Here is a 15,300-nt window from a genome sequence, read left to right on the forward strand (position 1 = left end):
AATTGGAGCTAGGATGAGCGTCCGTATTTTAGTGATCGATGATGACAAAACATATAGAACGTTGCTTTCGCAGACGTTTGCTGATTATGAAGTGAGTGTGGCTTCCAGCGGTGAAGAAGGTCTGCAAGAGGCCATTGAGCTCAAACCCCACGTGATCTTATTAGACATCGTGATGGCTGGTATGGATGGATATGCGACGTGCTGCGAGTTGCGTAAAATTGAGCATTTGCGCCATACGCCCATTGTGTTTATCTCAAATTTGTCGTCATCAGACTGTCGATTAAAGGCATTCGAGATTGGTGCCAATGAATACGTGTGCAAAACTACGCATCCAGATGAACTCAAAGCTAAAGTGGTTGCAATCCTTGAGGCTGATCATGATTACTTTGAGGCACATGCGGACATAGCGCAAAAAGAATCGTTATTGCTGGATTTACAAAGACAAAATGCGTGCATGAAATCAATTGGCTTGTTTATGCAGGCAACGCATTATTGCAGCGATCTCGAGGTGTTACAAAAAATATTCATTAATACGTTGTCGAGTTTGGGGCTTCGGGCAGTTATCCATTTTAAAAACCGTGAGCTACTTCGGAGTACTTCAGGTAGTGTGGCTAAACTCGAACATGAATTGTTACTTCATCATGAGGACTTTGAGCGGGTACATCAATTTGACCATGGCCCAATGGTATTTAATTGGCGCAGCAGTATTTTGCTGGTTAAAAATGTAGGTGAACTCAGCGACATTTGTGCCCACGTTATGGATGCACTAGAGCTTGCGATTAGCAACCTAAATCGCAGAGCTGAAATGGTGGAGCAAATTTTATCAATAGAAAAAACCAATAAAGAGATTTTGGCCAGTTTAAAAGAAACAAAAAATAAGTCGAACACTACGCTTAAGCAACAGTTGTTCGATTCAGGTCTGATTTCTCAGTTTGACCTGCAAGATGAAAATGATTTAGACGAGCTTATTGCCAGTTCCAGCGATGATTTAGTGGGTATGGTTGAAGCATTTGGTGATAACGCCGAAAAAATTAGTGCCATTTTAGGGAGTTTGAAAAAGCCACCACAAGAACTGAGGTTCTTATTTAAAGAAAGTGCCAGTAACGCAGATACCACCCTGTTTTAAGCATTAGGCTCACGCTTGTATACATGTTTGGTCTGTAGCGTGAGTTTTAATTTCTTTTAAAACAGTGGTTTAAGTTTTTCTATATCTTTTTTTAAATTTTTTCTTGAAATCTTATCGCCTCGTCCATAGATAGAGTTATGAGGTCGCCGTAAGGGACCTAACTTTAACTAATACATTGTTTAATATGCCAATTCTCTGCTTTTTAAAGAGTGAATTCGGCTTAATATCGCTTTATGAGGATACACTTATGCGTACTGTAGATTTATCACCACTTTATCGTTCATTCATCGGTTTAGATCACCTAGCATCACTAATGGACTCAGCTCAAAGAAGCTCAGAAAAGCAGTCTGGATTTCCCCCGTATAACATCGAAGCATTGGATGAAGATAAGTATCAAATTACTATGGCCGTCGCTGGGTTCAGCGAGCAAGAATTGTCATTAGAGTCAGAAAATAATACGCTGACAGTGAAAGGCGAGAAGCAAAATAAAGCGTCTAATGTCGAACGCAAATTTATTCATCAAGGCATCGCAGAGCGCAATTTTGAACGTAAATTCCAGTTGGGTGATCACATTAAAGTGATTGGCGCAGACTTAGAAAATGGTTTGCTGAAGATTGACCTTGAGCGCGAGGTACCAGAGGCAATGAAACCGAGAAAAATTGCCATTGGCACAAGCCAGCTGTTAGAGAAAGAATAACCTTCTTTACTTGTTTTCTTGTTATGTTGTTTCCAACCAGCCGCCATTTGGCGGCTTTTTGCGTTAGAAAAATAAATTCTAAAGTCTATATCCCTCGTTAATTTCTGGATTAAAAAGGAACACTGTGTCTTTACTTGTTCAGTTCATCACCGTATGGTTGTGTTAATTTTATGTAACCAAGGAATGCGCGATGCGGTTTTTACTTTTTTGGCTATTGATATTTACATGTACACAGGTGTTAGCAAGTAAAGCAATAGCAACAACACAAATATTGACAGAATACACATCATTTACCCAACATGGTGACCACCGGTTCGCGGTGAATCTACTGCCAGCAGATTTAAAATCAAGGCATATACTGGAACTCGAATTAGGATGCGCAGAGCAAGGCTGTAGTGATTGGGACTACACCGTCCGTCTTGAATGGTATCAAGGGGAAAAGCGTTATGAACTTGGACGTTTGATAACCCCCTATGCCGGTTACATGCAAAGAGGGATGCACGGGTTTGATAGAAACTGGCGTCGTACTTTTTACTTTGATGTATCACATCTTACACCGGTGTTAAGCGGAGAAGGAACATTTAACGTTCACTATGGCGGTTGGGGAGCTAAAAAAAGTGCCTTCGGTATTGCTGCCAAACTCATTTCTAAACCCGCATATCAGACAAAATCGGTGAAGCGTGTCATTCCTTTATATGAGTCAGGCTCTGAGGGGTGGCCATATAAAACAGCAGAAGATTTTGCACAGCGCTTACCTGTGAAAGCGGTGACCTTTGAAGCCGATGAGCAATACGCCGAAGTGAAGATGATTGTAACGGCACATGGACATGCGCTGTCTTATGACAATCCTGATGGCAAAGCCGAGCTGTGTGGTGAGTGGTGTGATAGATACTTCACATTAGAGCAAGATGGCAAGTTGGTCGTTAAGCAGAACTTGTGGCGAGATGATTGCGATCAGAGTGCCACTTTTCCACAAGGGGGGACTTATCTTTTCGCCCGTGCCAACTGGTGTCCTGGCGAAGCCATTGAGCCTTTTAGCTATCCGGTCAGCACATCAGTAGAGGGATCGTCTTTATTTGATTTAGATTGGCAAGCATATAGTTGGCAGCCATCTCAATATGGTACTGACGCACCTAGGTATATTGTTAATGCGGTTTTGGTTACCTATGGCGAGCAGGAAGTCGAAGAAGATGTTGCGCTTACATCTATCGTTAAGCCTAATTCAGCCATGCCTGATCGAATCGGATTGTCGTGTGGAGAAATTGAGGTAGACGTGAAGAACCTTGGCAAATCAACGGTTGATGAGCTGTGGTTTGATTACGGTATTGAAGGTTTGCGCACTCACCAATACCATTGGCAAGGTGAAATTGAAGCAGGTGAATCAAAGCGAATTGCGTTTTCATCACAGTTTTTGGGGAACTATGACCCAGAGCTCGCTAAGCTGAACATTTCTGTTCGCAGTGAGTATGATCAACAGGAGGCTAATAATAGTCAAGCTGTTCAGTTCAAGGCACCAATGGCGGTTGAGCACAGCGCCATGTTGCGCCTACTTACAGGTAAAGACGGCACGGAAAGCAGCGTGTCTCTGCTAGATAAATCGCAAAAAATCATCAAGCACTGGGATATGTTTGCCGACTCAAGTTGGCATGAATTAACATTCGATGTGCCTGCCGGCTGCTATACACTAAAAGTACATGACAGTCAGCATGATGGCTTGGCATTTCCATTTTTTAATCAGCGTAAAGGTAAAGGGGAGCTTGCACTTCATCACAGTGATAAATTAGACGCAGCCGTGACACAATTACAGCCCGATTTTGGTCGTGAGTTGAGCATTCCTATCACGGTTGACTATGAAATGGGGGGCTGTGCGGCAAGTGCTTGGCAAGCTGATCTTGCCTACAATGTCAAAGGCCAAAAGGTGGCTTATCAAGGAGTGATATATCAAGCGCGGCATTGGAGTTACAATTTTGCGCCCAATAAATCTGGGCCTTACGACCCTTGGCAAGCGATCAGCTACTGTGATGGAAGTGCACTTTAATTAAACATATTTACTCATAGTAACGGCTCAGTTGTGGGTTGGTGTTGCGCAGTAATTTTGCAATATCAGCCCGCGTTTCTACAGTTTTATTTTGGCTTAATTTGAAGTTACCAGACATAGCTTCCAGCTTAACGTCGAAAAAGATTAAACTTTTGCACATGGCTTTTAATCTATTTTCAGGTACAGATGAGAGCTGCCACGGATCATGTTTATCCTCAAACGCGTTTAAAATATGCTGCATTGCCTTTAGTTGCTTCTCAAAATCATGGATAGAGTGCAAGGTACCTGAAGCTTGTACCGTGACATAGTCCCATGTTGGTAGGCTAAGCCCCTCAACTTGATTAGGGGATAAATACGTATCAGGTCCTCTAAATACAATATCTACGGGCGATGAAATACAATGTCTAATCGGGTTTGACGCAACCGCATGGCCATAGAGTGTGCGTGTATCTCTGCAAAGGCTGACAGGAAGATGGCAAATATGCGTTTGCCTATCATCTTTGCAGATGAACGTTGCCAGTGGGAAACGTTCAATTACTTCAAATAGTCGACAGTCTTCTTGCTCCTTGTAATCTTTGACCGGATATCTCATAGCCATGACTCCAGGCGCTGTTTAATGTCTGGCCACATATCATCTGTGATACTAAAGCGCGCTGTATTTCTAAAGCTGCCATCTGGCAACTTTCTATTTTTAAGGTGAATGGCTTCGAAGTGTGCACCTAATCGTGCAATGGCGCTGCGGGATTTGTGATTTTGCTCATGGGTTTGAAATTCAATTCTGACTAACCCCAACGTTTCAAATGCATGTTTAAGCAATAAATACTTAGCGTGCGTATTGATATGACTACGCTGCCAGTCTAAACCAATAAAAGTATGGCCAATTTCAGCTTGGAGGTTGTGGGGATCCAGTCTAAATATACGTGTATTGCCAGTTACTTGGTTGGTTTCAATATCGATAATGGCAAAGACAATTTGTTCCAGCGGATCAAATTGTGCTGTTTGCTCAAACCAGTCTTTTAATATCTCAGGGCTTTGACAATAGTTGGTCGGGACCCAACGCCAAAGCGCCTTGGTTTCACCAACTTTTTGTAATGCATCAAGGTGTGAATGAGATAGGGGATCTAAGCGTACTTTGCTAGAGCACAATGATATCGGTTTTAACATACATTTCTCCTTAGGCAATGACGATACATGTTTGCTATGCGTTAAGATTACGCTTTTGTGGTTATGATTAAACAACCAGATCTTAAAACTTGACTATACCAGCTTGATAGAAGACAGAGAGTTTTGTACGCTCAATAACACCTAATACTGCTGCGATAAAATGATGTTTACAGGGCTTCAATTAGATAAAAAAAATAAAGCAAAACATATTCAAATGGCAGAGCAAGTGCGCTCAGCGATTCAAAAGGGTCATATAAAGCCCGGTGAAAAGCTGCCGTCAGCTCGTGCTTTAGGACAGCTTTTTTCTGTGAATAGACACACGGTGATGAATGCGCTGCAAAACTTGGTTGCTGAAGGGTGGTTGGTATCTGAGCTTCGCAAAGGCTATAAGGTCAATAGCCAATTGCCTATAGTGCATAGCACACAAGTCAATGAACAAGACGCGATATTTGAGCCAATTACGCCACAATTTGCTGCGGTTATCCCTAACAACTCGTCACCGACTTTAGATGAATATACCAATAATTTTGCAGGTGGATTGCCGGATATAACGCAGTTTCCATTTGATGAGTTCAGGCGCAGCATCAATAAAGTGTGTCGTAGTAGCAACGCCCATGCACTTCATTATCAAAATGTGGCTGGAGAGCCCGAATTACGAGCACAATTAAAAGCATACTTGCGCAAAGCGCGAGGATTACCCTGTGACGATGTACTGGTCTGTAATGGCTCACAGGAAGCCTTGTTTTTAACAGCAAAAGCGTTTTTGAACCCAGGTGAAGGGGTTGCAATGGAGCGGCTTGGCTATCCGCCCGCAAGGCAAGCTTTTATGGTTGCAGGTGGCATCATTTACGATATTAAACAAGATGAGCAGGGCTTGTGTGTTGAAGCCTTGGCACAATGTTTTGCCAGCTCGACTATTCGCTTATTGTATTTAACACCTTTGCATCAATACCCCACCACACTCACCATGTCTGTTGCGAGAAGAATGGCGATATATAAGTTATGTGCGCAGCACGGCGTTTTTATCATAGAAGATGATTATGATCATGAGTTTCACTACCGTTGTCCACCACTTCAGCCAATGGCTGCGAATGACCCCGCACAAATTGTGATTTACCTGTCTACCTTTTCAAAAATCATGTTCGCGGGCGCAAGGTTAGGCTATGTCACAGCAGCACCTGCGGTACTTCAGCAGTTGGTAGGGCTAAAAAGGCTTATAAATCATAAGAATGACGTCTTGTTGCAGCTTGCCATCGCTGACTGGATGGCAACGGGCAGCTTTGAAAGACACTTGCGTCGAATGACTAAGTTATATCAACAGCGATGCGACTTAATGGCACAAAAACTCGGTGAACTCAAAGCACAAGGGTTTGATATTGAATTTAAACAACCGGATGGAGGCATGGCATTTTGGGTTGACTTAAAACGAGATATATCAGATTTACCTGCCAAGCTTGAGGAAGCAAAGATATTTGCCCACACTGAACAGGCGTTTTGCCACACTAAAATAGAGAGAGAAACGCATATACGACTTGGTTTTGCAGGGCAAGAAGCGGAAAAAATGACCGCGGGGTTAGATGCGATTTTTGCTTTGCTTTGAAGGGAAAAAAGGGTCCATGCCTAGACCCGGTATCGACATAGAAATGCATGTGTTTATAAAAGGGAATATTACTTTCTATCAGGCGCCCATGTGAGCTTGCCATTGATATTGGCGATATCATACTTGAGTCTGCTTTCAACCCAGCTGCCATCTTCTTTTTGACATAACGCGATGATATAGCAGTCTTCCTCACCGGGAATGCCCTCAAAATGGATATTGCGACAACTCGATTTATAAGAGCCTGGTGGTGAAATGAAAGACATATCTTAGGTACTCCATTTTTGTATAAGTCGATGCAGCTAATTAATATGACTGCTCTACAAAGTGATGGGTACACTATATATAGATTGTGGCTGCGTAAACATTACACATTATTACACAGCGATTAGGGGTGGGTTTAGGTATTGCTTACTTATTTGAGCTATGGATCTTTAATTTAGCCATCTCATCTTCAAATGTAACAACAAATACCTTATCAAATTCATCTTCCGCTATTTCGACGTCTCGACCTGTTAAATGTTTCACTAGAACGGGTGTGGTATTGCTGTGGCCCGCAACGATGATTGTTCCTGTTTGCTTTTTTAACATATGGGCAAATTCATCAAGCCTACCCGGGTTGTAAAGCGAAATGTGTGTGTCAATTAAATCTGCAAGAGGTGCCAATGTGGCTTTTGTACGATTGTAATCTGTGGAGTAAAGTTTAGTAGGTTCATAGGGCAACATCATCTGCGCGATTATCTTTGCGCGTTGAATCCCCTGTTGAGTTAAACTCGGATCGACACCTTTTTGTTTTTCGGCATGGCGAACAAGTATGATATTTTCAGGCATTGCTATGCTTGAAAAGCTGAGTAAAAAAACGAGTATTATAAATAGTGTACGCATCGGGCTTCCTGTCATTTTTTTCTATCTATAACTATATCTTGTTCTCATTCTAACTGCACCTTTAGTGACTTACACCTATTGCTACGCCATAAATTTATCGTATTACACCAACCTGTCCGCTGCGGACACATTTTCTGTCCGCGGACGCTTTTAAATAACAATAAAAACAAAAAGTATATAATATTCAGTAGTTTATTTTTGGCATGTTATTGGTATCACTTGGTCCACTAGGATAAATCGAGAGGCTAAGATGATTAAAGATACCAGTGGACAGGATCAATATGTGCCAGAGCGCAGAGCATTTTTTCAGCGCAAGTTAGTGTGGGGCACTGTGGGGATAACCGTGCTCATATTGACAATAGTGTGGTTATTTATATCGCCACAAGCACAGCGTTCGGTAGATAAAGCACAGCTTGATATCGCCACTGTTCAAATTGGCACGTTGATAAGAGAGATTGGTGCGCATGGGCGAATTGTTGCTGCACATGCGCCGACTGTATATAGCCCTGAAGTTGGCGTGGCGACTTTACATGTCAGTGCAGGTGATAGTGTTAAAGCGGGGCAGCTTGTTGCTCAGTTACACAGCCCTGAGTTGAGCAATGAGCTTAAGCAGCAAGAATCGGAGTTATCACGTCTTGAAAGCGAATGGCAGAGGCAGCAGTTAGAAGCACGTCGTCAAGCGCTGGCCCTTGAAAAGTCCCTAGATTTGGCAAAGGTATCGCTTGAGGCTGCCGAGCGTGAAAACCGCCGTGCGCAGCTTTCAATTCAATCTAGCTTAATTAGCCAAATTGATTTAGAGCAAGCGCAGGATGATTACGCCAAAGCAAAAGTTAACTTCTCTCATGCGCAAAAAGAAGCGGATATAGGTAGCGACACACTCAAATTCGAACTTGCTTCCGCAAAGAGTCGCTTTGATAGGCAATTGCTGGTGGTAGAGGAAATAAAACGACGCGTCAACAATTTACAAGTGCGCGCAACGGTGGAGGGCATCGTAGGTAATTTGCTGGTGCAAAATAAAGCTGCTGTCAGCCAAAACCAATCATTGATGACATTAGTCGACCTGTCCGCTTATGAAGCCGAACTGAGAGTACCAGAAAGTTATGCCAATGAGCTGGGGCTAGAAATGACCGTGCTGATGCGTATCGGGGCAACAGAGTTTGTTGGTCAACTGAGTGCCATCTCGCCTGAAGTGAGCGACCGTGAAGTCACCGCAAGAGTCAAGTTCACCAATCAAGATATTACAGGCATTCGCCAAAACCAGCGTGTGCATGCCCGTATTCAATTAGAAAATAAAAAAAACGTACTGACAGTAAGGCGTGGCCCATTTTTAAATAATGGTGGCTACTTCGCTTATCGATTGCGCGACAATTTTGCCGAGCGGGTTGAAATATCAACAGGTTCAAGCAGTTTAAAAGACATTGAGATCATCACAGGTCTACAAGAAGGTGACGAAATCATCATCTCTGGCTATGATGCGTTCAGCAATGCTGACTCAGTGCTAATTAGATAAAAATAAAGGAAACATATCATGCTACATATGCAAAATATTGGAAAGCTTTACCAAACTGAAATGGTTCAAACACAGGCACTGAGAGAGTTTAATTTAACCGTTGAAGAAGGCGAGTTTATTGCGGTTACTGGGCCATCAGGTTCTGGTAAAACAACGTTTTTGAATATTGCTGGTCTCCTAGAGCCATACTCATCAGGTCAATATACCTTAGATGGCATTGATATCGGTAAACTCAATGATAATCAGCGCTCAGATTTACGTAATCAAAAAATAGGATTTATTTTCCAAGGCTTCAATCTCATCCCTGATCTGGATTTATTTGAAAACATTGAAGTGCCTTTGCGCTATCGCGGCATTAAGGCCAAACAGCGCAAAAAGCGTGTTGAACAATGCCTTGAGCAAGTGGGCTTAGCAGGTCGAGCGCGTCACTTGCCTCAGCAGCTCTCCGGTGGGCAACAGCAGCGTGTTGCAATTGCACGTGCATTGGCAGGAGAGCCGCGCTTTTTACTCGCCGATGAGCCAACCGGTAACCTGGATAGCTTAATGGCAAGACAAGTCATGACATTGCTTGAAGAGTTAAATCAATCCGGTACCACCATTGTGATGGTGACGCACGACCAAGAGCTGGCAAGAAGAACACCACGAAATATTCAGATTGTAGATGGGCAGGTTGCTGACTTTACGCTTTATCAAGGTGGGCATGTGGCGCGCGAGACAACCGGCAAAACAGTAGGGGCTTAATATGTTGCTACATTATAGTGATTTGGCTTGGCGAAATATCAAGCAAACACCGTTTGTCAGTATGTTGATGATTATCGCTATTGGCATAGGTATCGGCGTTACTATGACGACACTCTCCGTTTATCACATGATGAGTGCAGACCCCATTGCACACAAAAGTGACAAGTTACACGCTGTACAATTGCAAATACTAGATGATGGCTATACATGGCGGACAGAAGATGATGTGCCCTTGCAGTTAACTTATCCGGATGCCAAATATTTACTCGAAAACTCACCGCAGGAAAAGCGGGTTGCCATGCTCAAGTCAGGCGCGGCTGTACACATTGACAGACCAGACAGTGTGCCCTTTATACAGAGTTTACGGGTTACCAGTCGCCACTTTTTTGAAATGTTTGATGTGCCTTTTTTACACGGCAATGTATGGAGTGCGTCTCAAAGTGAGCAAGCTGCACTGGTTGCTGTAATAAGTGAAGATCTCGCAAACAAGCTGTTTGGAAAAACAGAGGTGCTTGGCGAGTCAATATATTTAGGTGAGCGCTTACATGAAGTGGTTGGCGTAACAAAAACTTGGCAGCCCACAGTTAAATTCTACGATGTAAATAATGATCCTTTTGAAGCATCGGAGCAAGTATTTGTGCCTTTTACTCATATCGAAGCGTACAAGGTGCCAAGCTGGGGCAACACCAATGGCTGGAAAAGTGAGGATATTAATTCATTCGAGGACTTTTTAAACTCAGAAAACGTTTGGTTGCAATTTTGGGTTGAGTTTGATTCAGAGTCGCAAAAGCGTATGTATGGGCAGTTTGTCATGGATTATATGACAGAGCAGCAAAAGCTTGGTCGATTTAACAGAAAGGCGCTTGATTACAACCTCAAAACCGTACCGCAGTGGTTGGAATATAACTATGTAGTTAGCTCAGACAATAAAATCCTTGTTGGTTTGAGCTTTATGTTTTTGGCGGTGTGCGTCGCCAATATTTTAGGTCTGTTGCTTGCGAAATTTATGAAACGCGCACCGGATGCTGGGGTCAGACGTGCACTTGGTGCCAGTAAAACACAGATATTTAGTCAGCATTTAGTTGAAGTCGCATTACTTGGGCTGCTTGGTTCAATTGTGGGGGTGTTGCTGGCCCAAGTCGGTCTTGCTGGCATTCGAGGCACTATGAGCGGGTATGACTTAATCGCGGTAATGGACTGGAAAATGCTATTGATTGCCCCAGTTATTTCCATCTTAGCTTGCTTAATTGCAGGGTTATTTCCAGCTTGGGTGGTGTGTAAAACCTCACCTGCAACACATCTTAAAGTACAGTAAAGGAGTGCGAATATGTCAGAAATTAAACCGATATTAAGTGCATTAAAGCGCTCTAAAACGGGGGCGATATTGCTGGTATTGCAAATCGCGATTACCCTTGCACTGGTCAGTAATGCCATGTCGATTGTGTTCGACAGATTGGAAAAGATGAATCAGCAAACGGGTTATGATGAGCAAAGTATTATTTCATACCTGGTTGTGACGTATGATAAACGCATTGATAAGGCAAAGCAGTTTGATGAAGATATTCAAAAATTAAAAGAACTACCGGGTGTGATAGAGGCGTTGTCGGTGAGTTCGGTGCCATTGACTCGAAGTGGTGGGTCTTGGACGCTCAGTACGGATCCGGATGAACTCAAAGGTAAGTCTGTGGACTCAGGGTACCTGTATGGCAATCATAACTTGGTTGGTACTTTGGGCCTTGAGATAAATGAAGGTCGCAACTTTACCGAAAACGATGTTGTGTATGATAGAAAAAAAGAGTACCCAACCGTTGCTATTGTGAGCAGAGCTGTGGCCAATGCGCTATTTGGGGAAGGCAAGGGTTTAAACGAAACCATATATAGTGGCAATAATGCGGCTAAGGTGATCGGCATTATTGATACCATTAAAAATCAGTGGCCTAAATCACACATCGCCGATAATTTGGTGCTTCTACCATTGCAAGATAGCACGGGGTATCAGAAGTTCATTGTCAAAACAACAGAACATCAACGCGCAGAAGTCATGAACAAGATTGAACCTCTGCTATTGGAATTAAGTCGTGGACGCGTGGTCATGGATGTTAAAGCACTAGATAAATCAAAAGCAGAGACTTATGCCAGCGATAGATTAATGATCAAAATGCTTATCTCGATAGTGGTCTTTTTAGGGATCATTACGGCACTCGGTATTTTTGGCCTAACGCATTTTAATATCAGTAAGCGGACCAAACAGATAGGCACAAGGCGTGCGTTAGGTGCTAGAAAGTCAACCATCTTCAAACATTTTTTATTGGAGAATATGGTGGTGACCTCGCTTGGTATGTTGATAGGTGTTGTCGGTGCATTGTTGCTTGGACGAAAGTTAATGGGTATTTATGATGTGCCTCCTCTAGAGGGTATGTCTATTCTATTAACAGCGATAGCGATGATAGTGATGAGTTTGGTTGCGGTATTTGTGCCAGCTCAGCGTGCGGCGAATATTTCGCCAAGTGTTGCGACACGCAGTATTTAGAGCAAAGCCGGAACAATATTATGTTACACTCATTGGGGTGTAACATAATAAAAACAAGCACATGGATAAAATACTGATCATTGATGATAATCCTGCGGTTTTGCAGTCATTGTCACTACTTTTTGAATTACATGACTATCAAGTTGCGCTTGCTTCATCTCCTTTTGAAGCAGAGCAAATTGTGCGTTACCAGCGCATTGATTTAGCCATTCAAGACATGAACTTTTCTGCGGATACGACCTCAGGTGAAGAAGGCAAAGCGCTGTTTTATCAGCTTCGCGCTATCAATCCTAATTTGCCCATAATTCTATTAACTGCGTGGACAGAGCTGGAGATGGCTATTTCCTTAGTTAAGGCAGGCGCTGCTGACTATCTTGCAAAGCCTTGGAATGACGAAAAGCTGCTGATAAGCGTTGCTAACCTCATCGCACTTGGCAAAGCCAGTCAAGATAGCCAACAGCTGCACCGTCAAGAGCAAGAGCGATTAGACTTTAACGCAGATGCGCAGCTATGCGGCTTAATTTATAAAAGCGTAGCGATGCAGCGCGCTGTTGAAATGGCATTGCAAGTAGCCAAGTCGGATGTGTCGGTACTTATTACAGGCGCAAATGGCAGTGGTAAAGAAAAGGTCGCCGAAATAATTCAAGCAAACTCTCGGTTAGTCAATCAGCCTTTTATTCGCGTAAACGCAGGGGCTTTGCCTGATAGCTTGATTGAAGCTGAATTATTTGGCGCAGAAGCGGGCGCTTATACAGGGGCGAATAAGCAGCGCATAGGTCGATTTGAAGCTGCCGACGGCGGCACATTATTTTTAGATGAGATTGGTAACCTGCCGTTATCAGGCCAGATGAAACTGCTTCGTGTGTTGCAAACTGGTGAGTTTGAGCGGCTTGGCTCGGTTGAAACACGCAAAGTAAATGTACGAGTTATATCGGCAACCAATACGCAATTATTAAATGATATTGCTGCTGGACGTTTTCGTGAAGACTTATATTATCGACTAAATGTGATTGAGATTAATCTACCTAGCTTAAAGCAAAGAACAGACGACATCATCCCTTTGGTAAATCACTTCTTACCAGAAAGAGTGTTGTCATTGAGCGCGGAAAAAGCGCTTTGTGCCCACAGTTGGCCAGGTAATGTGAGGGAACTTGAAAACGCCTGTAAGCGAGCTGGCGTTTTAAAGCCACAAGGCGAGTTAGATGTCGCAGATTTTGGGCTTACTCAAGTTCAGACACAGTCTACGCCAATAAAAAATCATGAGCCTTCAAAGCAAGAGCTACAGCAGGCATTGCATCAATGTGAAGGGGTGATAGCCAAGGTAGCGAGACAGTTTGGTATGAGTCGCCAAGCTTTATATCGGCGTTTGCAAAAGCACGGAATCGACTATTAATGGAAAATACCCAAAAAGCGTTAATTAAAAAAGCTTGTACCGCCATTGCTATTAGCACGCTATTGGCGTGCTTACCCGTGGCATTTTTTGTTTCTTGGTCAATGTGGTTTTTGACCTCTGTGTCCTGCTGGGTACTTACCTGTGTATTGTTGCGTTTATTTTTTAACTCATTTTTACAAGCATTGGATGCCCTTCAGATTGGTCTTTTGAACTTTAAAGACGGTGACTTTTCGAATCAATTAGCCTACCAGTCAAAAGACAGCTTTGGAGATTTATGTCACTTATACAATGAAACCGCGAAGCAATTACGAAACGAAAAGCAGTGGCTTTATCAACGAGAAATGATGTTGGATAAAATGCTGCAAAGTGCACCGCAAGCGCTGATCTTAGTGGATGAAAATGGTACTGTGGTGTTTGCTAACCCAAGCGCTCAAAAGCTATTGGCGAGCTCAGCAGCATTAGAGGGACAATCGATAAAAAGTCTTTGTCCAGAGACCCCGAGAGAGATCATTCATGCGATAGAGCAGGGGACCGATGGGTTAGTGAGTGTCACCCCTTCATCTGGAGAGGAGCAAAGATGGCACAGCACAGTGGGTAAGCTTTTATTAAATAATCAGCCCCATAATTTATTTATTTTTAAGCAGCTAACAAAAGAGTTAAACCGTCAAGAAGTGGCTGTATGGAAAAAGGTAATTCGTGTCATCAGTCATGAGTTGAACAACTCTTTGGGGCCAATTTCATCCATGCTGCACAGTGGTAAAATTATTGCCAATAAGCTCGATGAAGCGCGACTCAATCGCGTGTTCAGCACCATTGATGAACGCATTGAGCATTTATGTGAGTTTATTCAAGGTTATGGCACGTTTGCGAAGCTACCTGCGCCACAGATAAAGCCTATTGTACTCGCTCCTTTATTGGATGCACTAAAAATGCAGTGGCCCTGCACAGTGTCATGTGATGTCGAGGTAATATCAGCAGATAAAGGACAGCTGGAGCAGCTTCTAATTAATCTGTTAAAAAACGCCTATGAGTCAGGGACTGAAACTGATGCGATAGCGCTGAGTATTTATTCAATCAATGAAGGTGTTAAAATCACGGTCTCAGACAGAGGCCCCGGCATGAGTGAAGCGGTGTTGACCAATGCTCTGCTGCCGTTTTATTCAACCAAGTCCAGCGGAACGGGGCTCGGACTGCCGCTGTGTCGAGAAATCACTGACGCACACAACGGTCAGATCAGTATTCGTAATAGAGCGCGGGGAGGGTTGTCGGTTGAGCTTATTTTGCCGAATTAGGTTTTGGTACTTTTCTCAAGGTTTGTCGCATCTAATTTCTTACATCCCTTACTCTGCTCAAGCCACGAGAGGGTGTTTTGAGTTACAACAACTGTGCCAGATACAACTAGACTTGCAGCGGAGACGATACCTGCACCGGCCATAACCATTGCACATGCTCTACCTGAGCAGTTGCCAATCGAAGCCATTTGTTCCGTGCTTAATACATGTTTACGCTTTGTAATATGGCACTGTTCATCATAATAATGCACCTCTTTTGATACAAATAAACAACCTGACATCATACTTAATACCAAAATGGGTAGCAGAAATTTATACATGACATTT

The 15,300-nt window shown here is 43.1% G+C and carries 15 protein-coding genes; 10 read left to right on the forward strand and 5 right to left on the reverse strand.

The window, feature by feature from the left end; translation table 11 throughout:
* Positions 1 to 13 precede the first annotated feature (13 nt).
* From N473_RS22605 to N473_RS22615, 3 genes are all read left to right on the forward strand, one after another.
* Positions 14 to 1,126, forward strand: a complete 1,113-nt coding sequence (locus tag N473_RS22605; protein ID WP_063369911.1) for a response regulator — start codon at positions 14 to 16, stop codon at positions 1,124 to 1,126.
* A 247-nt stretch (positions 1,127 to 1,373) separates the two neighbouring features.
* Positions 1,374 to 1,823: an Hsp20 family protein gene (locus tag N473_RS22610; protein WP_063369912.1), complete on the forward strand. Its 450-nt coding sequence runs from the start codon at positions 1,374 to 1,376 to the stop codon at positions 1,821 to 1,823.
* A 190-nt stretch (positions 1,824 to 2,013) separates the two neighbouring features.
* Positions 2,014 to 3,861: a peptide-N-glycosidase F-related protein gene (locus tag N473_RS22615; protein ID WP_063369913.1), complete on the forward strand. Its 1,848-nt coding sequence runs from the start codon at positions 2,014 to 2,016 to the stop codon at positions 3,859 to 3,861.
* A 10-nt stretch (positions 3,862 to 3,871) separates the two neighbouring features.
* On the opposite strand, the gene N473_RS22620 is transcribed toward N473_RS22615, so the two are convergent.
* Complete coding sequence (locus N473_RS22620) at positions 3,872 to 4,453, reverse strand: FMN-binding negative transcriptional regulator (RefSeq protein WP_063369914.1); 582 nt, start codon at positions 4,451 to 4,453, stop codon at positions 3,872 to 3,874.
* Complete coding sequence (locus N473_RS22625; protein WP_063369915.1) at positions 4,450 to 5,025, reverse strand: GNAT family N-acetyltransferase; 576 nt, start codon at positions 5,023 to 5,025, stop codon at positions 4,450 to 4,452. The genes N473_RS22620 and N473_RS22625 overlap by 4 nt, the downstream gene beginning before the upstream one ends.
* A gap of 160 nt (positions 5,026 to 5,185) precedes the next feature.
* On the opposite strand from N473_RS22625, the gene N473_RS22630 reads away from it, so the two are divergent.
* A complete protein-coding gene (locus N473_RS22630; RefSeq protein WP_063369916.1) occupies positions 5,186 to 6,625 on the forward strand; it encodes a PLP-dependent aminotransferase family protein in 1,440 nt (479 codons plus the stop codon).
* A gap of 68 nt (positions 6,626 to 6,693) precedes the next feature.
* On the opposite strand, the gene N473_RS22635 is transcribed toward N473_RS22630, so the two are convergent.
* Together N473_RS22635 and N473_RS22640 are read right to left on the reverse strand one after the other, a co-directional pair.
* On the reverse strand, positions 6,694 to 6,888 hold the full coding sequence (locus N473_RS22635; RefSeq protein ID WP_039609201.1) for a CVNH domain-containing protein: 195 nt from the start codon (positions 6,886 to 6,888) through the stop codon (positions 6,694 to 6,696).
* A 145-nt stretch (positions 6,889 to 7,033) separates the two neighbouring features.
* Positions 7,034 to 7,507 (reverse strand): SixA phosphatase family protein, encoded by a 474-nt coding sequence (locus N473_RS22640; protein WP_063369917.1) that lies wholly within the window; start codon positions 7,505 to 7,507, stop codon positions 7,034 to 7,036.
* A 250-nt stretch (positions 7,508 to 7,757) separates the two neighbouring features.
* Between N473_RS22640 and N473_RS22645 the strand changes: the two genes are divergently transcribed.
* The 6 genes from N473_RS22645 (at position 7,758) to N473_RS22670 (ending at position 14,973) form a co-directional block, all read left to right on the forward strand.
* The gene (locus N473_RS22645) at positions 7,758 to 9,017 is read left to right on the forward strand and encodes an efflux RND transporter periplasmic adaptor subunit (protein WP_063369918.1); all 1,260 of its coding nucleotides are present in this window, start codon (positions 7,758 to 7,760) and stop codon (positions 9,015 to 9,017) included.
* A gap of 18 nt (positions 9,018 to 9,035) precedes the next feature.
* Complete coding sequence (locus N473_RS22650) at positions 9,036 to 9,758, forward strand: ABC transporter ATP-binding protein (RefSeq protein ID WP_063369919.1); 723 nt, start codon at positions 9,036 to 9,038, stop codon at positions 9,756 to 9,758.
* Between the two features lies 1 nt (position 9,759).
* The gene (locus N473_RS22655; protein ID WP_063369920.1) at positions 9,760 to 11,073 is read left to right on the forward strand and encodes an ABC transporter permease; all 1,314 of its coding nucleotides are present in this window, start codon (positions 9,760 to 9,762) and stop codon (positions 11,071 to 11,073) included.
* A gap of 12 nt (positions 11,074 to 11,085) precedes the next feature.
* Positions 11,086 to 12,288, forward strand: coding sequence for an ABC transporter permease (locus tag N473_RS22660; protein ID WP_063369921.1), 1,203 nt, complete (start codon positions 11,086 to 11,088; stop codon positions 12,286 to 12,288).
* Between the two features lie 61 nt (positions 12,289 to 12,349).
* On the forward strand, positions 12,350 to 13,681 hold the full coding sequence (locus N473_RS22665; RefSeq protein WP_063369922.1) for a sigma-54-dependent transcriptional regulator: 1,332 nt from the start codon (positions 12,350 to 12,352) through the stop codon (positions 13,679 to 13,681).
* On the forward strand, positions 13,681 to 14,973 hold the full coding sequence (locus N473_RS22670) for a sensor histidine kinase (protein WP_063369923.1): 1,293 nt from the start codon (positions 13,681 to 13,683) through the stop codon (positions 14,971 to 14,973). Before N473_RS22665 ends, N473_RS22670 begins: the two co-directional genes overlap by 1 nt.
* Here N473_RS22670 and N473_RS22675 read toward each other — a convergent pair.
* Positions 14,970 to 15,293 (reverse strand): hypothetical protein, encoded by a 324-nt coding sequence (locus N473_RS22675; protein ID WP_063369924.1) that lies wholly within the window; start codon positions 15,291 to 15,293, stop codon positions 14,970 to 14,972. The genes N473_RS22670 and N473_RS22675 overlap by 4 nt on opposite strands.
* Positions 15,294 to 15,300 lie beyond the last annotated feature (7 nt).

The sequence above is a fragment of the Pseudoalteromonas luteoviolacea CPMOR-1 genome (assembly GCF_001625685.1).
Lineage (GTDB): Bacteria > Pseudomonadota > Gammaproteobacteria > Enterobacterales > Alteromonadaceae > Pseudoalteromonas > Pseudoalteromonas luteoviolacea_K.